Below are 19,874 nucleotides of genomic sequence, written 5' to 3' on the forward strand. Positions count from 1 at the left end.
CTCTATTTAGATAACAATCGATAATTTTGAGGTGAATGTCCAAAACGATCTAAAAAAAGTTTGTGAAATGAGGATTTAGAATTAAACCCGGAAGCATAAATGACACTTAATATACTCATTTCAGGTTTTTCCAAAAGAAGCCTTGCTGCTTCTTGCAACCTGAATTGATTTACATAATTACGAAACGTAGAATTCAAATGAGAATTTAATATTTCCGAAAGTTGGTGGGTATGTAAATCCAATCGTTTTGCTAAGATCGCTAAACTTAAGTTTTCATTCAGGTAAAGCTGCTCTAAGTTCATGATATCATCCAATCTCTACAAAGTTTGGTTTATATCCAAACCTCTAAGCCTACTTTCTTTGTACCGAGCAAGCCTTACTTCTGATTGAAAGTTAGGAATGACTTCTTTATGATTCATTTTAAACAATAAAATTAAAATCAAAAGAGATGTTAAAGCAAAGCAGGCCACACCAAAAAGTAACATAAAAAATAACTGCGAAATTACAAAAGAAACAACAACAAACAACGAATAAACTAATAGGCAAATTAAAGGAAAAAAAGAGGATTCGAGTTTTCCCTTAGATCCGAACTTCCATCGAACCACTCGAGTAAAAATAGAAACCATATAACCCAAAATTGATAGAATAGCAAAACCAAGTAAAAAATGGATCATCGATTCAAAGTTATCCGTTTGATTCCAAATAGACAAACCAAGCGGAAATAATGAAAAATCAGTAGGACGAATTAAATAAATAAAAAATAAGCTTACCAAACTAGGGAAAAAATGAAATGGATTACTTTTATAAAAATCACCTCCACCCATTTCTTCAAAATAAATATAAACTAAAGGACCAATTAGAAATAAACAGGGAATGTGAATCCCAAAAAAATACCGATAAAACTGTATCTCGCCGGATAATTCTAAATAGATATGAATTTGTAATATTCCTAAAGTAAGGAATAATAACGTAGCAGCATAGTGATAAAAGAAAGTAACGAGACCCATCTCTTGTTTTCGAGAAGCCAAAACAGGAGAAAGAGCGTTTTGTTTTCCAATGATTCTCCGTTGCATCGTTTCGATCCAATGGGAAACCGCCAAAAGAAACGCAACCAAAGCTCCTGCCAAAGGAATCAAATTCATAAAACAATTAAGAAAAGAAAAAGCCCCTTGTCTATTTTTTTATAGAAAATCTAAAACTTTGTATTCCATCCGTATACACTCGGACGACAGGTTCCAATAAAAATGAGATACTCTTTGCATGAAACTTAAAACCTCCTTAATCAATCCAAAGTTCAATCACAAAAATTGTATCTTCCCATCGTTAAATCAATTTACATTTTTTATGTTTGTATTTCTTTCATTAAATCTTTGGGGAGACTCCCCTGTAGGGAATGAAGACCAATTAAAAGTTCATTTAAATAAACCAAATCATAAAATACCAATCGTTGTTGTTATTGGAGAAAATCAATACACAGAACTTACTGACTTTATCGTCCCTTATGGAATTTTAAAACGCTCTCATGTAGCAAAAGTTTATGCTATCGCTGAGAAAAAAGGAAAAATAGATTTTTTCCCCGCACTCTCTATGGAAATCAATTCATCCTTGAAAGATTTCAACAATCTGCATCCAGAAGGCGCAGACCTTGTGATCGTTCCTGCGATCCACAATGCAAAAAATGAAACTATCATTCGTTGGATTCAAACACAATATAACTCGGGAGCAACCATAGTTGGTATTTGCGACGGAGTCTGGACATTAGGATATGCTGGATTATTAAAGAATAAAAATGTGACTGGACATTGGTATTCAAAAGAAAAACTATCAGAAGTTTTTCCAGATTCCATTTGGCACAAAAACAAAAGATACATTCAAGACGAGCGAATCATTACTACCTCTGGCGTGACAGCTTCCATACCTATTTCATTAGCCTTGGTTGAATCCATTGGAGGTAGAAAAAAAGCAGAAGAAATGGCACAAAGTTTGGGTATCCGGCATTGGGATTCTCAACATAATACTGATGAGTTTAATTTTGATTGGAAACAATATCTAACGGCAGCGAAAAACCTATTTTTCTTTTGGGATTATGACACGATAGAGATTCCTGTTTATGAAGGTATTGATGAAATTTCTTTAGCTTTAGTGGCCGATGTTTATTCTAGAACTTATCAATCAAAGGCAATTACCATTACTTATAAAAATAAACCCAGCCAATCAAAATCTGGAATCAAGTTTATATCAGAACTTATCGAAGAAGGAAAAAAGAAAAAACAAACTCTCTTTGAAATAACAGAAAAGAAAAAGGCATTCGAGTGGTTTGAACAATCATTGTCTGATGTTGAAAAAAGATACGGACTCAGTACAAAACGATTCGTAAAAACTCAATTGGAATTTCCAGGTCATTAGTTTCCATTATGTCACCTATATAAACCAAATTTTCATCTTCTTTATTTTTAGGCTAGCATCCCATTTGTTTATGATAAAACTGGAAAGAGAAAACTTATGCGTTCGAAACTAAAATTATATTTTTTCCTTTCCTATTTGGTTTTTGGCTCTGCGTTACTTTTAAGTATGATCTTAATTTTAAAACTGCAAAACGCATTACCAGAAAATTTCACAATTACTATCGGATTTGGAATTTTCATTCTAATGATTTTGATTTTTATATTTGGGTCGTCGCTAAGTTCCTGGGTTAGCAATATTTTCGGGAAATTAGAAGCTGCATTTAAAGAAGTGGGACTTGGCAATTTACAGGTTAGAATCCCTTACAAAGAAAATGATTTATTATCAGAATTTTACGTAAGTTTCCATAGAATGTTACAAGCGCAAGGTGAACTCATTCAACATATTAAAACTTCTGCAGATATGCTCTCCTCCGACTCACAAAAAATGAAGTTGGTGACTCTTGACTTCTCCAGCAATTTACAATCTCAATCAGCAGCGACAGAGGAAGTTTCAGCATCTATAGAAGAAATTTCAGGAGTTGCAGTATCTATCTCTAATATTGCGGAGACTAACTCGCAAAGTATGAATAATTTAACTTCAGAGGTAGATCACCTCTCGTTTGCAATTGATAGAACTAGCGAACATGTGGAAGGGACTCTCGATTCCATAAAAAATATCATTGAGCGTGCGGAAGCAGGTAAAAATACATTACGAACGATGAACGAAGCTATGGATAATTTATCACAAAGCTCGCTAGAAATCTCTAAAACAGTGGATGTCATTGCAAAAATCAGCGAACAAGTTAATATGTTAGCACTCAATGCGTCTATTGAAGCCGCAAGAGCTGGAGACGCCGGAAGAGGATTTGCAGTTGTAGCAGAAGAAGTTTCAAAACTAGCAGAAAGAACGGCAAGTGCCGTTAAAGGAATCGATTCGTTAATGAAGAAAAATCAAAACGATGTTTCTTTGGGAAGGGAACGAATCGAAAAAACAACAATGGAAATCCAAGAGATCATAGGAAACATCGATTCCATTTCAGAAAAAATTTCAGAAGTTTATTCTTCTGTAAATACGCAAAAAGAATTAAAAACTAAACTTCTAAAAGAAGCAATTTTTGTAAAAGAAAGATCAGAAGAAATCAAAGATGCGGTAACAGAACACAAAACGGCAACAAACGAAGTAATGGCTTCTGTATCTTCCATTAGCCAATCTTCTTTTAGTAATTCAGAAAGCAGTGATTTATTTGCAGAAAAAATTACAACAATTGCCAATACTGCTGACAAATTAATTTCAATGGTAGATCTTTTTAAAACAAATATCATCTCGGATGAATCATCTATTTCGCATCGAGATGAAACTACACATAAACTTCAATTTAGATCCGAAATCGGTAGTATTTATTATATTAAAGAAAAAGATCTTTTGGAAGTAGTATGGACGCCCAATTTCAGTGAAGATAAGTATATCGAAATTTTAAATGAAGCCTTAGAAATCATCAAAAAGTATGAAATTCGTAAATGGCTCGCAGACACTAGAAGAATGGGGCTTGTGACGCGCTCAGCACAAGAATGGGTAAATGTCAATTGGTTCCCCAAAGCAAGTAATTCTAGTCTAAGAAAAATGGCAGTTGTTGTACCAAACTCAGCTTTAGCTGCCATTTCCATTGATGACCAAACTCTTAAAACAGGAAATGTGGAATTAAAATCCGTACCTAGTTTAGAAGCGGGTATCGCTTGGTTAAACGATTAACAACGAATAGATAAATTAGATCATTGTTTTTGTATTCAACAAAATACAAACAATGATCTAATTTATTTCATTTAACTCGTTCTAATACAAAAAAGAAAGGTTGTTTCATCCCTTTATAATCCATACATCCAAACAAAGTGTTTTGATTTACTTTTTTGAACACATCATGAATTGGTAAGTTGTCATAAATCATCGCAGCAGTGATTTTACCGCGAAACTCTATACGGCGAACACGAGCTTTCGATTTAGACGTTTGAAACAAAAACCGAATCAACAAAAATACATATTTTAATGGCGATAAATTCGTAGATGGAATCAATGTTGCTAACCGAACGGGCATTAAAGATGGATTTACCTTAAACAAGGTTTTTCCAAATGACTTAAAAACCAATGGATGAACGTTATCTGCATCCACAAATTCCTTTCCATACCAATTGAAAGTTTCTAATGCTCCATCCATAGTGTGTCCAGTGTGAAAGCCAGAGCCATGCCACATACCCATTGTGTCTTCTATAGTAACAGTTTCCAACGCATCAAAAAGTGCAAAAGAATCCTCTGTAGAATTGTTCTTTTTAGCACGCATATCAAAAAATTTTGTTTCAAGAGTATTCATAAATAATTTGTAACCTAAAACGATATTTATTTTTCTTCGCCAGGATGAAATAAATATACAAAAGTTTAATTAGATTTTCAACCTTCAATCAAGAACGGATTGAATCCGTTTTCGTTCTTCGGAAATTCGATTAATTGCGACTTCGATTTTTTTTTGCGCCTGAATAGGATTGGATAAAGTCAAAGGAAATCCATTAAAAGAAGTTAAGCCAAGAGAATGGGATGTCATAGTAGAAATATACATTCGAAAGAGTTCTCCATTTTTTTCATTGATAAACCACATAGACGCCGTTCGTGAAGATTTTGCAAAGTCTCCTTCAAACAATTTCATTCGATTAAACTTTGCCGTTGAAGCTATTCTGTCTACTTCGTCAACCAATGCCTGCACTTCTCCCTGCAATTCCTGATTGGTGTCATTCGATTGGAAGAGGAATGATAGACGATGGGAAATGGCAAGTAAAGTATCCAAATAAACCAAAGTCTTTTGGATTAGTAAGTTTTGTTTTTGAAAAGTGGTTTTTTGTGGTTGTATCTGATACAATCTTTCCAACGACTTTGCTGTAATAGCCATAAATTTTAATCTGGATTCAAGAGATTGTGAATTTTTTTTATCCACTTTTACAGTAAAAGCAGAGTTCGGATTTGTATCGGTTCGAAAGTTAACAATGTTTTCAGATTTTAAATCGAATCGATTTACAACAAAACGAGAAATTTTTTTTTGAGTGTAGAGAATTTGTTTATAGATAATATACTCTCGAAACGAACTTAAAGATAATTTGAGGTTATAGATTAGCTTCATAAACAACTCACGGGAAATGTAATTTTCTTTCTTTTTGCAAAAGTAAAATTGCCTCTTCTAGGACAGGCAGGGAATCTGTTGCCATTGCTGCCGTTGACACGGTAATGATACCGCCGTATTGGTTTACCAACCGTAGCCTTTTAATGACATCTATTTTTCCTCGAGTTGCATTGGAAATCTGATCTACAATTTGAACAAGAGTTGATACCACCATTTGTTGGTTTTGTCGATCTAAATTATGATATACTCCGCTTTGCATATGAAAGGCTCTCTCTTTTATGGTCCGAATAGCAGACTCTAAAGAAAGAGATTGAATCAAAAAACTAATATCTGCTTTGTTCCTATCATCTGCATTAGAGAGCATTTTTTGTTGGTTTTCAAATTTGGTCTGTGCAAAGTCTAAATAATAAAATCGAACAGAATATTGATGCCATCTAGCTCTAAGTGAGTCCAAATCAAATAAAATCTGATTCGTAAAGGCTAACAATTGAGAAACAAATGATTGATTGTATTCAGAGCTACCTTCTAAGTCTTTGATTTCCTTCCCTATTTTGATTACATTAATGGCTAGGGTATCACTCACGATAGATTCTTTTTTTTGAGATCCAAACCATAAAACGGAACATGTTATGCTCGACCGCATCGGAAAAGATTTATTCGAATCCTCAATCACAAAAGGATCTACTTCACCAACTTTAAATTTTTTTCCAAATCGAATAATTGCATTTTGGATTTGAATAGAATCGATTGCCAGTTGCTTTTTATCATATCCATCCAATCCATACTGAAGACACAAATTTTGCCAAACTTTTACCAGTAATATCGTCAGTTGAAACACTACTTCAGAACGTGCAGATGCTAAGTACAATTCTCGGTAGTTTGAAATTTTAGAATTATTTTCAAAAGGATAGAGTGTTTGTAATTCTTTTGCAAACATATCCAAGAAAAAATCTAATTCCATTCCTACTTTATCAATTTTAGAAATAATCGATGATGTTATTTCTTCAGCAACATTCATGGGATAAGGAGAAATAGATTCTGGAGGTTTTTTTAACGACGAGGTATGCGTCGGGACAGATACTGCCTCAATCTCATTACGAATTCCCGCAACAAGTAAGGCAGTAAAAGAAAGGTTTTTTAAAAATTCGATCCGCCGCATTGGTATCACAAACAAGAAGGCTATGCACCACTGCAAGTATTATTACAACCATCACCATTAGTTGCATTATTATCATCACAAACTTCGTTTCCTTCGATTACGCCATTCCCACACACTGCGTCTTTCACCTGTATAGAAATTGTTGCTGAAGTTGACCCAAAACTATTTGCTGCTGTGATAGTATAATTAGACAAAGCCTGGTTGACGGTTGGTGTGCCAGCATAACTTAAATTTGATGGCGGTGTTGAAGGACTCGCTGGAGTTGTTGCAACAACCAAAGCAACTAATTCAACAGGAATGTTTTTCCCATCATCTTTACTAGAAACTAAATCACATCCCAAAATTCCAACTAGGGAAATCAAAGAAAAAACAAATTTTTTCAAAAAAGAATACTTCATCAACTAACCTCTGCGAGAATCTTTTACTTACTCCTCTCATCGTCAACTGATTCTTGTTAATTTAAGATAATAAATCTATGTAATATTGGATATCCAGTTAGGGAAATACATGATTTCCTCACTTGCAATTTTTAATCTTTCCATTATACTGCACTTATGAATGTAGCAGATTCCGAGATTAAATCCCTCCTAGAAACTTATAAAAAAATCACAGTTTACGGCTTAAGCAATGATCCTTCTAAGCCAAGTCATTATGTACCTCTCTACATTCGTGAAAAAGGTTGGGAAGTAATCGGAACTTACCCCAAAGAACACAGTGTAGGTGGATTTGCTATCTTTAAAAGTTTAAATGAGATACCAAAAGAAGACCGGAAATTCATCGATGTTTTTCGAAGCTCCGATAAAATTCCCGAAGTAATCGATGAAATTTTAAGTTTAGGTGGTACAGAAGTTATTTGGCTTCAGTTGGGAATTTCTCATCCAGAAGCTGAAAAAAAAGCAGAAGAGGCAGGACTGCGTGTTGTATCAAATCGCTGTCTCATCATAGAACACAAAAAGTATTTTTAGAATTTTTAGTTCTTTCTTTTCTCTCGAAAATCTGCCCAGGATCCGCAACTCCAAAGTGCCCACAAAACAAGCACAGGTTGAAAGAACAAACGGATCAGTCGAGCCCTATCAGTATCTAAGCCAAAAGCACTGATTCCGTTCATATACTGAGATATATTCCCTGGAAAAATCAACACAAAAAACAGTGCCACTATCCAACCAACTTGCACTTGTTTGCTGCGAAGAAAAATCAAAGACAGACCTAATGTGATCTCTACTACTCCCGATAGCAACACTACTAAATCCGCATTTATTGGTAACCAAGTTGGGACTTGTGCCAAAAACTCTGTTCTATGCCACGTTAGGTGACCTGTCCCAGCAAAGGCCAAAAAGGCACCAAGAAGAATTCGTAATGCCGTTTGAAAAACAGATCGTTTAAAAGTGTTAGCTTGATTCATACAAATTTAGACGAAAGCTCCGCTCTTTTGATGTTTTTCTCTTCCTTGTAGCCTCAAATCCAATCAAACTAATTTGATAATTTTTAGTCTTTTTCTAGTTTATGAATAGACAAATGACGAGTTTTGACAAGCAATGGCCACAGGGTCTTTCTTATTGAGAACCACTCTCCCCTGAATTTACAGCTTGGACTAATAGTTTCGACTTAAAAACAACGAAGATCTTTTTCCTTATCAATCGAAAATTATGTGAACGAAGAAAAAAGTTTTTCTGAATCATCCTTTAAAGAAAGCTTCCATTATCAGAAGCACAAATTCAAAACAAGATTCTAAAGGAACGACATGCACCTCTTACAACAGAAAAAGAATTGGATCTTTGATATGGACGGAACACTCACTATCGCCAAACATGACTTTGATGCTATTAAACGAGAATTAGAAATTCCTTTTGATACAGACATACTCACTTCTTTGTCCAACTTACCTAAAGAGGAAGCTAAATTAAAACATATCCAATTAGATTCGATTGAACTGAAAATTGCAAAGTTATCCACTCCTTCTCCCGGATGTTTTGATTTGTTAAAAGAACTAAATAACCAAACCAATCGTTTAGGCATACTAACAAGAAATAGTTTCTCCAATTCAATTGAAACCTTGAAGGCAGCTGGTTTAATTCATTTTTTTCAATCCGATTATATCTTTTGTCGAGAACACGCCTTACCAAAACCCAACCCGGAAGGAATCTTTCGTTTAATGGAACTTTGGCAAGCCGACCCAAAAGAAACCGTTATGATTGGAGATTACCTTTTTGATTTAGATGCTGGTAAGGCAGCAGGTGTAGAAACCATTTATATAGATCCAGAAGGAAAATTCCCATTCAGAGAATTCGCAACCCATTGTATTAGAGACTTAGGCGAAATCCTAAATCTCTGAACGATTAAGGCAGCAAAATCATTATAGAAAGTATTTGTAGCATAATCTAGGATATTTTTTCTTCAAATAACCTTACAAAAAAATAAATAATTCAATGTATTCTAATGTTCTCAAATTCGAAAAACAGGAAATTGAATAAATAATAAATTGAATGAAATTTATCCATCAACTAATTGTTAATAACAATAGATGGGTATTATTAAAATCTGTTCTTATTTATTGTTTACACTTCTTCTAATTTCGTGTAACAATCGGTCTACAAAAGACAACATATCTGCACTCGGCCTTTTGGGGATCCTTGGAAATCAGACCGACCAAACCCTTGACGATAAATTCCAAACCCTTGACGATAAATTCCAATCCCTAAAATCTACAACTTATTATAGAAAAGATGGGAACTTACAATTCCAAGACATATTAATAGAGTATCAATTAAAGAATTTATTAGAAGGTTCTGAAACAATTGAGGCGTATCTAGGTAACCCAAGCGAAATCAGTTTCGACTTAAAAACAAAAACTATTTCAGGATATTTAAACAGAAAAGAAGATCAATTCCAAACAAACTCAATACTTTTTTCTTTCTCTGATCATACAAAAAAATTCAAAATTATCCTTACCTTAAAAAAAGAAGGTAAAATCATTTCTTACCGCGAAATATTATCGACTCCACCGAACCCACCTACTATCCCACCAAATGCTATAGCTCTACCTGCAATTACTTATGAAACAAAACGTTCGCTCATTGGCGGTACGGAGTACCAAGTCATTCGAGTAAAATTCCAATTAGGTGCAGACCTCAGTCAGTTCATTAAACTCGATGCCTATATTGGAAGACCGACTATTATTGCTCTTGCTCCGGACAACTATAATGTAATCAATTATATCTCAGCAACTTATTACAATTCATCATCTAATGAATTTTTATTTCTAACTCCTGAGCTGAATTCGTCCTACAAGATTTTTGTTGTTGGTGCTACAACCGATGCAAAAGGAAATCGTAGCCTTGATACAATTCCCCCACCGCCACCACCTTCCCCATGTCAAGGAAGTGTCAACGCTCCCACCACTATCGGAAACTGTTCTACACATTGTTTGGTTGTCGATTTAGCTGGTAATCAAATGAGTTACATAGCAAAATCAAATATTGAATCTAATCTGGAATATATTTACTTAGATGCAACCAGTTCCACTCCTAGTGGCGGCTCAGGTCCAGCTAATTTTTCTTGGACTGAACATGAGTCCCCTATTGGAGCCGGCGAATATCAAACGGAAAATCGAACCTTTGACGTTACTACCTATCCGCATGCATGTATGATTATATCATCTTATCTTGTAAAGGATGGACCAAGTGGGTTTTCTGATCATTATATCAACGGAAAAGTAAACGTACCTTAGTTTGATTTAGAAAACGATAAATCTAAATATGAATGGAATTTTCGTTTAAAATAGGAAATTTAATTTCGATATTCATTCCATTCTCATTTTCTATTTTAATGGTTCCCCTAAGTTGTTTCACAAGATTTTTTACAAGTGTTAATCCCATTCCTTTTACTTCCATCTCCACATTTTCTGTTCCACCACCATTGTCTTTTACGATAAGTAAAAATTGATCCGCAATTCTACCCAAACTTACCTCAATTTTACCTTCGTTACGATTCATAAAAGCATGACGAAATGAATTAGACACTAATTCATTCAATATTAGTCCCATAGGAATGGCACGATCTAAGTCCATCTCCAAACCTTCCTCAATCAATTCATGTAATTCGATATTGCTTTTTTCGTTTATATAGGTGACTTTTAGATTTCCCAATATCGAATTAAAGATCAGATTCAAGTCCACATAAAGTAGATTTGGTGATTCGTAAATAATTTTATGAACAGAGGCAATCGCCATAATTCTATTTTGTATCAATCCTAACGAAGTAGTTAATTTGATATCATTCTCAGACTCTACCTGCATAGCCAAAAGCCCAGAAATAATTTGAAGATTATTATTGACTCTATGATGGATTTCTGTAAGTAACTTTGATTTTAATTTTAGATCTGACTTAATTTGTCTCTCTTGTTCGTTTCTTTTGGATTGTTCCTTCTTTAGCGAATGGACGTATAAAAAAATTAAAAAAAACATTGCATAAAGGTCTTTAAAAAAACCTTCATAGTCATCAAAATAATCAATCGAATATCCATGTTCAAATACATTCGAAACGCTCACATAACATGGAATAATAGCTAGAATCAAAACGAATGAACCTTCCCCTCTGTAACTAGGTTGCTCAATTAGTCTTCTAATAATAATGTAAATGGCAATTATATAAACGGATAAAGAGGAAAGATTTAGTAGAGATATAAAATTCATATTAGTGGTCCTAAACCAAAATTTCTTTTTTTAAACTTACTAAAAAAAGGATGGAAGCTAAAAAATAAAACGAATGTTCGAGAAGATTAAAAAAATCATGAAACCAAAAACCCTCGACAACAGTAAAAATATTACTTAACCAAATACATGAAAAACCAAAGATCAAAAAGTAAAATTTAGGGATCAATCCGGAAGTAAGTAACCGTAGAGTAATGAGTAACCCTACGCTATCAAAAATAAGATTTAAGACTTCACTTACTTGATACATAATTTACCGCGGCCACGTTGCCTGTACATTAACCTAGAGGACAAACTATAACAGACTTTTGTTTATGGTAAAGTGATAATTTTAGTGAAAAAGGAACATAAATATCCGTCGCAAGTCCCCTAAGAGAAGTTCAAAAAAAATGATAAAAGCAATTAAACTTAGTAAAAGAACTAAAATGCCAGATTTTACTTAGCTAATCATCTTTGCAAAAGGAATTAATCTAAATCTATGAGTTTCATTTTTGCCAACCTTAATACATCTGTCAAAAATTTTCGATGACTAATGATTAACTCTTGTTTTGATTCACGTGCAGGATTAAAAATTCCTCGTTTTCGAAAAACTTTCCAAGGATCAATTTGAATATCGGACCATGTACCAATTTCTAATGTTAAGGGAAGAAACCTTGAACTATTCGGATTGGCACTCCCCTTTGCCTTTTGGTATTCATTATACAAACGATCCCATAGATCACCGTGTGTCGTATATGTTTCGCTTTGCGGGCCAAATTTATAAAGAATATGATTATACTTAGTGGTTAAATGATTTGCAATTTTTTGAAACAAAGACTCATCGACACATTGTTCATGGGTACTTGCATATGGCCACCAGACATGATCAATGGCACCAAATCCAGAATGGATATCAACAACGGGAATCATTAAGTTCTCAGCTGGGAATAGGTATTCTGCATAAAACCTGTCCAATACCTTGGATTCAGCTTGTAGAACATTTCCTCTATAATAAGGAAAAAAATTAGAAATTTTGTGACCGCCAAAAAAGAAAGGAGCCTTCACAGCCTCCACACCAGAGTTTCTCATTAAATCCACTCCACCAGGATTTGACCTACGTTTCATGGCAACACCACCCGGATTTAGAATGGGAATACAAACAATTCCAAGTTCACCAGATTTGATTTCTTGATACAGTTCGGAAGTTTTGCGTGCAAACAAATCATCCAAAAAATCTAACAATACTCTGATTCCTATCGTTTCTAAGCCATGAACACCTGCAACCAAACCAGCTACATTACGTTTGATTGCCTTTTCTTTTCCAATCTCTAAGACATAAATTGGAAATCGAAAACCGTCTGCAGTTTTTGTGGAAAATCCAAACTGTTTGAATCGAACTAATTTACCACCTAACTTAACTATCCTGAGTATTCTATTTTCGTATCGATTAAGGCGTTTCATTCCTCTAAGCATTAATATTAACCTAAGAACCTTTCGTTATATCACTAACAATCACGGATCTAAGATGATCCATAGCCGATAGAACTCATGGTCTCAAACTGAATCCTTTTAGAGAAATTCTATTTAACAAAGTTATATGACAATTTGATTACAAAAACAGGTAAAAAGAAACGGACAAGACTGGTAAAAAAAATATTAAAGAAGTGTCTTACACAAATTTCATTTACGAAAGAATAGAAATTTTTTCAACATGAATCAATGAGTCCTTCTACACCCAAAACTAAACAAAAAAAATACAAAGAAGATTTTATCACAACCAAAGGTGTCAAAATTCATTTAGGGATTTGGCCTGGACGCGGGCAAACGATTATTTGCCTACATGGATTATCCGGAAATCTCTACTCAATGAAACCTCTAGCGGAAAGATTATACCGCAAAGGATACAAAGTTATCTCCTATGATTTAAGAGGCAGAGGGCAATCTGACAAACCAAAATCGGGTTATGGGTTCCAAAATCATATCGAAGATTTAAAAGGTATCATCACTCATTACAAAATCAAAAATCCCATTTTCTTTGCTCATTCTTTTGGTTGTATGATAGCTCTTCGTTTTGCAATCCGATATCCCAATGAAGTAAAAGCGATGATCCTAATGGATGGAGGAGGGTTACTTTCCGTACAAAAAAGACTTCAAGTCCTAAAGGTACTACAACAATCATTCGAAAGATTAGATGTCATCTATCCAAACATTTCCGAATACTTAAACTTAGTAAAAAACTCACCTTTAGTACCGAACTGGACAAAAGTGATCGAAGAATACTTCCGACTGGAACTAGAAAAAACAAACAATGGTTATGTATGCCATATGCCTAGATATGTGATGGAAGAAGAACTCAAAGAAATGGGTGGATCTATGCACAAAAAAAACATTATCAAATACTTACTAAAAAACCCCAAAAAAGTGATTTCGAAAATGATCGAAAACAAAAAATTAGAATTCGAGAAAATACAAACACCAACCTTAATCCTACGAGCCACAGAAATGAACCTATTTCCAAAGGATGATTTATTACCCAAAACTTCCTTTCAATCTATGTTGCAGCGAATTCCATTTGCAAGAGGAGAGGAAATCAAAACAAATCACTATGGCATTCTTTTTGAAGAATTAAATGAAAGAGACAAAGCGATTGATCTTTTTTTGAAGAATTTAAAAAAATAGATTATTAAACATATTAGAAGCTGAAGATTCATTTGCCTTTGAAATCATGATAAAATTTTATAAAGATAAAATAGATAGTATAAAAAATCCAGTATAATTTCATTTATCAAAAATGCCGACTAAGACTCCTCCTGAAAAAGAAAGATGTTCCTGGTGTCTCAAATTTGAGCAATACGTAAAGTATCATGATGAAGAATGGGGTGTTCCAGTTCATGATGACCAAACCCACTTCGAATTTTTAATCCTAGAAGGCGCACAAGCAGGACTTAGTTGGTCGACCATCTTAAAAAAAAGAGAAGGTTATAAAAAAGTTTTCGCAAACTTTGACCCAAACAAAGTTTCAAAATTCAACGATAAAAAAATAGAAACAATCCTTCTCAATCCTGCCATTGTCCGAAATCGCTTAAAAGTATATGCAGCGGTAAACAACGCAAAACGGTTTTTAGAAATCCAAAAAGAATTTGGTTCTTTTGATTTTTATATTTGGAGTTTTGTAAATCACAATCCAATTCAAAATAAATGGAAAAACCTAAGGGAAGTTCCCGCAACAACCAAAGAGTCTGATGCGTTGAGTAAAGATTTAATCAAACGTGGATTTAAGTTTGTTGGAAGCACTGTAATCTATGCGCATATGCAAGCTTGTGGACTTGTCAATGATCATATCAAAGATTGTTTTCGTTATAAAGAGATTAATTTTTTGTCTTCACAACAAAAAAACAATCCTTATAATACCGATCAAAACTCTGAGTGAATTTTCAAATGATAATTGAAGAGTTGTATAAATCTTTTAAAGCAACTCTTCAATTATCAAAAACAATTTAGAAATATTCAAATTTCAAACTACTTCTTCTCCGCCACTACCACTGCCTTAATCAATTTCCACTCTCCACCTTCAAAATAAAGGATGTACATTGATCGGAATTTCATTACATGACTCTCTAAATCAACTTTTACAAAACCAAACTGATCTATAAAATCTATCGAATGAATCAGAACCGCTCTTTCTACACCTCCGATTTTTCCTTCTTTTAATGATTGAATATAATTCGCTTTATTCGAACTAAATACCTGATCATTTCCTTTAATATAAACACTATCTGAATAATCGGAATGAAACTTCGATTCAATCTCGGAAACATTCCTTCCATCAATATTTTTCATAATAAAGAGAAACTCTTTTCTTAACGATTCCTCATCCTTTCCTACAACGACTTCATTTGTGATCATAAATCCTCCTAAAATCACTAAAATTCCAAACACACTCGCACTCAAATCCGATTATATATTGTTGCTATAGCAACAATATATACAAAAAAAATCAATCTATCGACTCCTCATAAATTTGATCAATAATCCTTTTAAAGGTTTTAAAGTCTTGCGACGATAGTTTTTTAAACATTCGTTTACGCTCTTCCGTAACAACAGCAACCATCAATTGATAAATTTCAGAACCTTTCTTTGTAGGATAAACCTGATTTTTACGACCATCCTCAGGGTTTGACTGAATTTTAATCCACCCCTTTTCTTCCATATTTCGCAAGGCCCTTGCCATCGAAGGTCTATCATCAAAATCTCTACCTAAATCCGATTGGCTACATCCCGGTTGTTTCATCAAACGAACCAATACAAACCACTGCTCAGGATATAAATCCAACCCGTTGGCAGAAGCTAACCGCATGAACTGACGCCTTAACGCTCTTACGGTTCGATAAATTAAATATGCGTATGAGTTTTCTAAATCAAAAGGTTCGTTCATATTGTTGCTATAGCAACAATATTGCATGTGATTATTAAGTCAAGTAAAATGCAAGTATTTTGTAACTGCCCTAAGCATTGGACAATCTATCTTGACACCAAATCCTTATTATTTATAGTCTAAAGTTTTTGCACAAACAAAAAGGAGTATAAAATGAATAGAAAAAATAAACTTTGTATCACCCATTTTGACTATAACCGAATAAAACTAATGATTTCGGATTATACCAAAAGAAACAAAATGGATCCAAACATAAAAGACCTACTCGGTGAAATTGAAAGAGCGCAAAAAGTGGACTCACATGTTATTCCACCGAACTTTGTAACAATGAATTCGGTGATTGAGCTAAAAAATTTAAACGAGTTGGAATTCCAAGAATTTAGATTAGTTTTCCCCGAAGAAGCGAACACAGATGAAAATAAAATTTCTGTTTTAGCACCTATTGGAACTGCAATCCTTGGTTACAAGATTGGGGACGTGATTCAATGGAAAATTCCAAGTGGCGTAAATCAGTTCCAAATCACAAATATCAAATACCAACCAGAAGCTAACGGTGATTACCATCTGTAGTTAAAATTAATTACAAATTTCACTTTTCCGTTTGGCGTTCCCCATTCAATTTTCTATGGTAATCCCTTAAAATAAGGGGCGGGCTCCTTCGGGGTCCGCGTTCGCTCCCGTCTGCCTTCGGCAGACCAAGCCCTACGGATCCACTAACGCGAGTCATATTTCGTTGAGTATAACTTTACATTGATTAGAGATTTTCTTTTCATTTTCGAACAGACACTTTAAGATACGACCACCACCAGGAATGACCCAACGACAATATTCACTCACATCCTCTTTGCAAAAATTTTGTGACCGATTCTTCATCGATTCCGAAAGTGCGTTTTGGCCTGCATCACAAACATCTGAAAGATTTTTTCCACGTTCTTTCAAACATTGCAAAACGCTCGCTTTCGTAAGTTTGATTCCTTGACAGTAGGTTACTATTTCTTGTTTGCAAACATCATAAATTGATTTAGTTTCTGCAAATAGAGTAAAGCTAAAAAGGAAAATAAGCAAAATTGAGTATAGTTTCATATTTTATTTGATCCAGAATCCTTAATAAACTATGGTTTAAAATTTATGACTTCAAATCAAATTCCTTATTTTTATAGAAAGAATACAACTCCATTATATTACAAATTTGAAGCTTTCATTGGTCAAAATTTATACTTTTACCAGGTCTTTAGATTCTATAGGAGATATCAAAATAATTCCATTTATAATTTCTACCGTTGGTAGAGTGAGTATAAAAACGAAGATGGAATTTTTAAAAAATATCCCAATTTCAAAATTTGATTCAGTACCAACTGTTTCATAATTCCATTTTTTTCAAATCTGTGGGCAGAGGTAATGGCTGGATATGGTAAAAGAATCGGCCAAGAAATTTTACAAAATTCTAAGCTCAGCTCAGTATCTTCAAAGATATATTGTATTTTTAAATCCGTTTTCCAAAGTCTTCGATCAAAAAAAATACAATGATCCAGATATACAATACCCTTTCTTCGAAATCGTATCGAATTCGAATACCAGGATACCAATCGTAAGAACATATGTTCTTTATCAAATTGGTGTAGGAATCCCCCCCAACAAATCTCAGGTACTTTTTTACAACTTAACTCGATTAAATGGTTTATTGCTTCTGGAGGTAAAAACGAGCGAGGATGATGGAAAAGAACCAACTCTCCTTTTGTTTTGTGAAAGCCCATGTTTAAACGTTCCGCACGAGAGGTTCCTTCCTGCTGACCGATAGGAAGGATTTCCACTTTTGGATGATTCTCAAAACCCAAAAGGGATTTTTGAAACAGAGTATTCTCTCCGCTATCTGTAGGAATCACAATGCTCAACATCTTTGTTTGTATTGATTCTATAGTTGAAGAATCAATACAAACAGGAAAAGCGAAAAATCACTCTTTTATTAGATAAATATGAATTGTTGATGGGGTGTCCCCAGATATTTCTTTTATACTTCCGCTGGTTTCGCGATCAGATATAAATGTGCGAATTCGGTTTTCATCGATTGATTCCTTACTTAAAACTTGTTTTACTTCATCAAAACGACGTTTCACTAGACGAACTTGGTAGGCCAAATCACCGGTAGTCTGTGATTTACCAACCAACACAACTTTAAAAGGTTCTTCCGATTTTAAGATTTCTCGAGACAATGCGATGAGTTTTGACTTAGATTCCTCTGTAATCTTATAATCATCAGGAACAAAGGACACCATTTGTATCGGCGTTGGTTGACCCTCTGGTTTCCAATAAGATAACTTGGAAGAAGATGTGTCTGAATTTGGCTCTCTTTTGATGGACTCCAAAACTACCGACTTCGGGCAATAAACTTTAATTTCAGTAGACGAGTTAAAGGATAATAAAAAACCCAAAGTTGTCACAACAATATCCCAAGGTTTTGCATAAGAATTAGATTCCAATTCAAACTGGTCAACATGACTTGAAGCGGAATCAGAATCTAAAACATGGGAATAAATCGGTAACAAGAAGAGTACACGGTATGTACGTTCTTCCGATGTCATCTCACAGCCATTTGTTGGATTTATAGGTAAGTGACGTTTTTTTTCTAAAGGGATTCCTAAAGAATTACAAGATACGGCCAAAGAACCAATGAGAAGAATAAGAAAGATACTATTTTTAAAATTTTCTTTTTGAAAAACCATAATGCTTATTTATTAATATTTCTTCAGCCGCAAAAGGAAACCGTTTTATGGCCTTTATTCTTTGCTTACCCCAAATTTCGGCAAAAAATATCCAATATGCCTTCCACCAGCAGGATCAGCAGGATTCGGCTGATTGGGACCAGGTGTCGGAAGTGTCCAAGAGTCCAAATACTTTCCGTTTGCTGCTATGAAATCTGCATTGAGATAGTAAGTTTGAAAGTCGTTTTCTTTGTGATCAAATTTAATATAATCAATTGGTGAGAACTTAGCAGAAGTTAATCCAGGTTCAGTTTGATATACAAAGTTGTTGGTTGCATACATATCCAAGATTAAACTCTCTCTATTCCCTTCAGGTAAATCCAAAACAATCAGGCCATCTTCATTGTAACGGTCCATTGTGTATTCATCATTTAGGTATTCAAAATCCAAACGATCAGTGAAAGGTGCTGTTAATAAATCCCAAAAAGGATTGTTATTTGGATCTGCTAATTCTTGGGCTTCTGTTCCTGAATTTCTATGAATTCGAGGAGAATAGGTAGCATGATCTTTTAGACTTAGATATCCTGTTGTCGCAGAAATAAAGTAATTAATGGAATTTACTTTTTCAATACTATTGTCAAATGGATAGGCGTTTAAAATATTTCGTTTTCCATATTGCGGATCGGACTTTCCTGTCTCAGATTCATTCCACATCACATAGGAAATGTATTTGTTATGGGAATTTGCCAATTTAGAATCATCTAACTCGCACTTGATAGAGCCAATCCTGATCCCAATCCGATCGTATTTTCCTTCTTTCCAAGCAAAGGGACTTACATTACTAGATCCACTGACACCGTAAAACGCCTTACCCGAATCAAAAGGATAACTGACTTTCATACGTCCGCCGTTCTGATTATCAATCCAATCGCCATCATAAACAAGAGCAGAGGCATTAGAAATCCGTTCTTTACCCGACGCAACAATGCCTTTTTCCCATAACAAAATAGAATAAACATTCAATCTTGCTTTTTTACATCCGACAGAATGGTTTAGTTTTCCATCATTTAAGAAACGAGCAGGTAGAGAATTACTCCCACTCGCCTTAATATTTTTTAGAGAAGCTTGAGCGTTGCCAGAATCGACAATCCGAAAAACTATATTTTTTTGGGAAAGCAGATACAAACCAAGTAACAATTCATCCGAAAGATCATTCTTTTTAGCTGGGCCACATGAGACCGCAACTAAAGAAAATAAGGATATTACTAAAGTGGTTTTAATTTGCATA

General features: G+C 34.3%; 23 protein-coding genes. 8 read left to right on the plus strand and 15 right to left on the minus strand.

Annotated features, from left to right (window positions below):
* Nucleotides 1-2: 2 nt before the first annotated feature.
* Nucleotides 3-302 carry a helix-turn-helix domain-containing protein gene (locus ND811_RS12805; RefSeq protein WP_265352248.1) on the minus strand — a complete coding sequence of 100 codons (300 nt, stop codon included), beginning with the start codon at nt 300-302 and terminating at the stop codon, nt 3-5.
* A gap of 15 nt (nt 303-317) precedes the next feature.
* Nucleotides 318-1,142: an AraC family transcriptional regulator gene (locus tag ND811_RS12810; RefSeq protein WP_265352247.1), complete on the minus strand. Its 825-nt coding sequence runs from the start codon at nt 1,140-1,142 to the stop codon at nt 318-320.
* Between the two features lie 118 nt (nt 1,143-1,260).
* Between ND811_RS12810 and ND811_RS12815 the strand changes: the two genes are divergently transcribed.
* Together ND811_RS12815 and ND811_RS12820 are read left to right on the plus strand one after the other, a co-directional pair.
* Entirely contained in the window at nt 1,261-2,406 is a 1,146-nt protein-coding gene (locus ND811_RS12815) for a DJ-1/PfpI family protein (RefSeq protein ID WP_265352246.1), read from the plus strand.
* Nucleotides 2,407-2,502: 96 nt separating this feature from the next.
* Nucleotides 2,503-4,194 carry a methyl-accepting chemotaxis protein gene (locus tag ND811_RS12820; RefSeq protein WP_265352245.1) on the plus strand — a complete coding sequence of 564 codons (1,692 nt, stop codon included), beginning with the start codon at nt 2,503-2,505 and terminating at the stop codon, nt 4,192-4,194.
* Nucleotides 4,195-4,261: 67 nt separating this feature from the next.
* Here ND811_RS12820 and ND811_RS12825 read toward each other — a convergent pair whose 3' ends face one another.
* The 4 genes from ND811_RS12825 to ND811_RS12840 form a co-directional block, all read right to left on the minus strand.
* Nucleotides 4,262-4,807, minus strand: coding sequence for a DUF4334 domain-containing protein (locus ND811_RS12825; RefSeq protein ID WP_265352244.1), 546 nt, complete (start codon nt 4,805-4,807; stop codon nt 4,262-4,264).
* A gap of 84 nt (nt 4,808-4,891) precedes the next feature.
* Nucleotides 4,892-5,605 (minus strand): flagellar filament core protein flaB2 domain protein, encoded by a 714-nt coding sequence (locus tag ND811_RS12830; protein ID WP_265352243.1) that lies wholly within the window; start codon nt 5,603-5,605, stop codon nt 4,892-4,894.
* 7 nt (nt 5,606-5,612) lie between these two features.
* Nucleotides 5,613-6,764: a hypothetical protein gene (locus tag ND811_RS12835; RefSeq protein WP_265352242.1), complete on the minus strand. Its 1,152-nt coding sequence runs from the start codon at nt 6,762-6,764 to the stop codon at nt 5,613-5,615.
* Nucleotides 6,765-6,784: 20 nt separating this feature from the next.
* Nucleotides 6,785-7,162, minus strand: a complete 378-nt coding sequence (locus tag ND811_RS12840) for a DUF4215 domain-containing protein (RefSeq protein ID WP_265352241.1) — start codon at nt 7,160-7,162, stop codon at nt 6,785-6,787.
* Nucleotides 7,163-7,318: 156 nt separating this feature from the next.
* Here ND811_RS12840 and ND811_RS12845 point away from each other — a divergent pair, with 156 nt between their 5' ends.
* Nucleotides 7,319-7,729, plus strand: a complete 411-nt coding sequence (locus ND811_RS12845; protein WP_265352240.1) for a CoA-binding protein — start codon at nt 7,319-7,321, stop codon at nt 7,727-7,729.
* Nucleotides 7,730-7,734: 5 nt separating this feature from the next.
* On the opposite strand, the gene ND811_RS12850 is transcribed toward ND811_RS12845, so the two are convergent.
* Nucleotides 7,735-8,166 (minus strand): DoxX family protein, encoded by a 432-nt coding sequence (locus ND811_RS12850; protein ID WP_265352239.1) that lies wholly within the window; start codon nt 8,164-8,166, stop codon nt 7,735-7,737.
* 339 nt (nt 8,167-8,505) lie between these two features.
* Between ND811_RS12850 and ND811_RS12855 the strand changes: the two genes are divergently transcribed.
* Complete coding sequence (locus ND811_RS12855; protein ID WP_265352238.1) at nt 8,506-9,096, plus strand: HAD family hydrolase; 591 nt, start codon at nt 8,506-8,508, stop codon at nt 9,094-9,096.
* A gap of 189 nt (nt 9,097-9,285) precedes the next feature.
* Nucleotides 9,286-10,491 (plus strand): hypothetical protein, encoded by a 1,206-nt coding sequence (locus ND811_RS12860; protein ID WP_265352237.1) that lies wholly within the window; start codon nt 9,286-9,288, stop codon nt 10,489-10,491.
* 22 nt (nt 10,492-10,513) lie between these two features.
* On the opposite strand, the gene ND811_RS12865 is transcribed toward ND811_RS12860, so the two are convergent.
* Nucleotides 10,514-11,455 (minus strand): sensor histidine kinase, encoded by a 942-nt coding sequence (locus ND811_RS12865; protein WP_265352236.1) that lies wholly within the window; start codon nt 11,453-11,455, stop codon nt 10,514-10,516.
* Nucleotides 11,456-11,938: 483 nt separating this feature from the next.
* Nucleotides 11,939-12,925, minus strand: a complete 987-nt coding sequence (locus ND811_RS12870; protein ID WP_265352235.1) for a M14 family zinc carboxypeptidase — start codon at nt 12,923-12,925, stop codon at nt 11,939-11,941.
* 246 nt (nt 12,926-13,171) lie between these two features.
* Here ND811_RS12870 and ND811_RS12875 point away from each other — a divergent pair, with 246 nt between their 5' ends.
* Complete coding sequence (locus tag ND811_RS12875) at nt 13,172-14,131, plus strand: alpha/beta fold hydrolase (protein ID WP_265352234.1); 960 nt, start codon at nt 13,172-13,174, stop codon at nt 14,129-14,131.
* Nucleotides 14,132-14,243: 112 nt separating this feature from the next.
* Nucleotides 14,244-14,882, plus strand: coding sequence for a DNA-3-methyladenine glycosylase I (locus ND811_RS12880; protein ID WP_265352233.1), 639 nt, complete (start codon nt 14,244-14,246; stop codon nt 14,880-14,882).
* Nucleotides 14,883-14,971: 89 nt separating this feature from the next.
* On the opposite strand, the gene ND811_RS12885 is transcribed toward ND811_RS12880, so the two are convergent.
* Together ND811_RS12885 and ND811_RS12890 are read right to left on the minus strand one after the other, a co-directional pair.
* Complete coding sequence (locus ND811_RS12885) at nt 14,972-15,358, minus strand: nuclear transport factor 2 family protein (protein WP_265352232.1); 387 nt, start codon at nt 15,356-15,358, stop codon at nt 14,972-14,974.
* Nucleotides 15,359-15,449: 91 nt separating this feature from the next.
* On the minus strand, nt 15,450-15,887 hold the full coding sequence (locus tag ND811_RS12890) for a MarR family winged helix-turn-helix transcriptional regulator (protein ID WP_265352231.1): 438 nt from the start codon (nt 15,885-15,887) through the stop codon (nt 15,450-15,452).
* A 153-nt stretch (nt 15,888-16,040) separates the two neighbouring features.
* Between ND811_RS12890 and rnk the strand changes: the two genes are divergently transcribed.
* On the plus strand, nt 16,041-16,457 hold the full coding sequence (gene rnk / locus ND811_RS12895) for a nucleoside diphosphate kinase regulator (protein ID WP_265352230.1): 417 nt from the start codon (nt 16,041-16,043) through the stop codon (nt 16,455-16,457).
* 153 nt (nt 16,458-16,610) lie between these two features.
* Here rnk and ND811_RS12900 read toward each other — a convergent pair whose 3' ends face one another.
* The 4 genes from ND811_RS12900 to ND811_RS12915 form a co-directional block, all read right to left on the minus strand.
* Nucleotides 16,611-16,970, minus strand: coding sequence for a cysteine rich repeat-containing protein (locus ND811_RS12900; RefSeq protein WP_265352229.1), 360 nt, complete (start codon nt 16,968-16,970; stop codon nt 16,611-16,613).
* Between the two features lie 191 nt (nt 16,971-17,161).
* A complete protein-coding gene (locus ND811_RS12905; protein WP_265361177.1) occupies nt 17,162-17,770 on the minus strand; it encodes a glycosyltransferase family protein in 609 nt (202 codons plus the stop codon).
* Nucleotides 17,771-17,839: 69 nt separating this feature from the next.
* Nucleotides 17,840-18,607, minus strand: a complete 768-nt coding sequence (locus tag ND811_RS12910) for an OmpA family protein (RefSeq protein WP_265352227.1) — start codon at nt 18,605-18,607, stop codon at nt 17,840-17,842.
* A gap of 54 nt (nt 18,608-18,661) precedes the next feature.
* Nucleotides 18,662-19,873 (minus strand): hypothetical protein, encoded by a 1,212-nt coding sequence (locus tag ND811_RS12915; RefSeq protein ID WP_265352226.1) that lies wholly within the window; start codon nt 19,871-19,873, stop codon nt 18,662-18,664.
* Between the last annotated feature and the right edge of the window lies 1 nt (nt 19,874).

The sequence above is a fragment of the Leptospira soteropolitanensis genome, from assembly GCF_026151655.1.
Taxonomy (GTDB): Bacteria; Spirochaetota; Leptospiria; order Leptospirales; family Leptospiraceae; genus Leptospira_A; species Leptospira_A soteropolitanensis.

Bases quoted from the DNA above. Each gene is read 5' to 3' on its own strand.
- ND811_RS12805 (WP_265352248.1), bottom strand. From the start codon at position 302: ATGAACTTAGAGCAGCTTTACCTGAATGAAAACTTAAGTTTAGCGATC.
- ND811_RS12810 (WP_265352247.1), bottom strand. From the start codon at position 1,142: ATGAATTTGATTCCTTTGGCAGGAGCTTTGGTTGCGTTTCTTTTGGCG.
- ND811_RS12815 (WP_265352246.1), top strand. From the start codon at position 1,261: ATGAAACTTAAAACCTCCTTAATCAATCCAAAGTTCAATCACAAAAAT.
- ND811_RS12820 (WP_265352245.1), top strand. From the start codon at position 2,503: ATGCGTTCGAAACTAAAATTATATTTTTTCCTTTCCTATTTGGTTTTT.
- ND811_RS12825 (WP_265352244.1), bottom strand. From the start codon at position 4,807: ATGAATACTCTTGAAACAAAATTTTTTGATATGCGTGCTAAAAAGAAC.
- ND811_RS12830 (WP_265352243.1), bottom strand. From the start codon at position 5,605: ATGAAGCTAATCTATAACCTCAAATTATCTTTAAGTTCGTTTCGAGAG.
- ND811_RS12835 (WP_265352242.1), bottom strand. From the start codon at position 6,764: ATGCGGCGGATCGAATTTTTAAAAAACCTTTCTTTTACTGCCTTACTT.
- ND811_RS12840 (WP_265352241.1), bottom strand. From the start codon at position 7,162: ATGAAGTATTCTTTTTTGAAAAAATTTGTTTTTTCTTTGATTTCCCTA.
- ND811_RS12845 (WP_265352240.1), top strand. From the start codon at position 7,319: ATGAATGTAGCAGATTCCGAGATTAAATCCCTCCTAGAAACTTATAAA.
- ND811_RS12850 (WP_265352239.1), bottom strand. From the start codon at position 8,166: ATGAATCAAGCTAACACTTTTAAACGATCTGTTTTTCAAACGGCATTA.
- ND811_RS12855 (WP_265352238.1), top strand. From the start codon at position 8,506: ATGCACCTCTTACAACAGAAAAAGAATTGGATCTTTGATATGGACGGA.
- ND811_RS12860 (WP_265352237.1), top strand. From the start codon at position 9,286: ATGGGTATTATTAAAATCTGTTCTTATTTATTGTTTACACTTCTTCTA.
- ND811_RS12865 (WP_265352236.1), bottom strand. From the start codon at position 11,455: ATGAATTTTATATCTCTACTAAATCTTTCCTCTTTATCCGTTTATATA.
- ND811_RS12870 (WP_265352235.1), bottom strand. From the start codon at position 12,925: ATGCTTAGAGGAATGAAACGCCTTAATCGATACGAAAATAGAATACTC.
- ND811_RS12875 (WP_265352234.1), top strand. From the start codon at position 13,172: ATGAGTCCTTCTACACCCAAAACTAAACAAAAAAAATACAAAGAAGAT.
- ND811_RS12880 (WP_265352233.1), top strand. From the start codon at position 14,244: ATGCCGACTAAGACTCCTCCTGAAAAAGAAAGATGTTCCTGGTGTCTC.
- ND811_RS12885 (WP_265352232.1), bottom strand. From the start codon at position 15,358: ATGATCACAAATGAAGTCGTTGTAGGAAAGGATGAGGAATCGTTAAGA.
- ND811_RS12890 (WP_265352231.1), bottom strand. From the start codon at position 15,887: ATGAACGAACCTTTTGATTTAGAAAACTCATACGCATATTTAATTTAT.
- rnk (WP_265352230.1), top strand. From the start codon at position 16,041: ATGAATAGAAAAAATAAACTTTGTATCACCCATTTTGACTATAACCGA.
- ND811_RS12900 (WP_265352229.1), bottom strand. From the start codon at position 16,970: ATGAAACTATACTCAATTTTGCTTATTTTCCTTTTTAGCTTTACTCTA.
- ND811_RS12910 (WP_265352227.1), bottom strand. From the start codon at position 18,607: ATGGTTTTTCAAAAAGAAAATTTTAAAAATAGTATCTTTCTTATTCTT.
- ND811_RS12915 (WP_265352226.1), bottom strand. From the start codon at position 19,873: ATGCAAATTAAAACCACTTTAGTAATATCCTTATTTTCTTTAGTTGCG.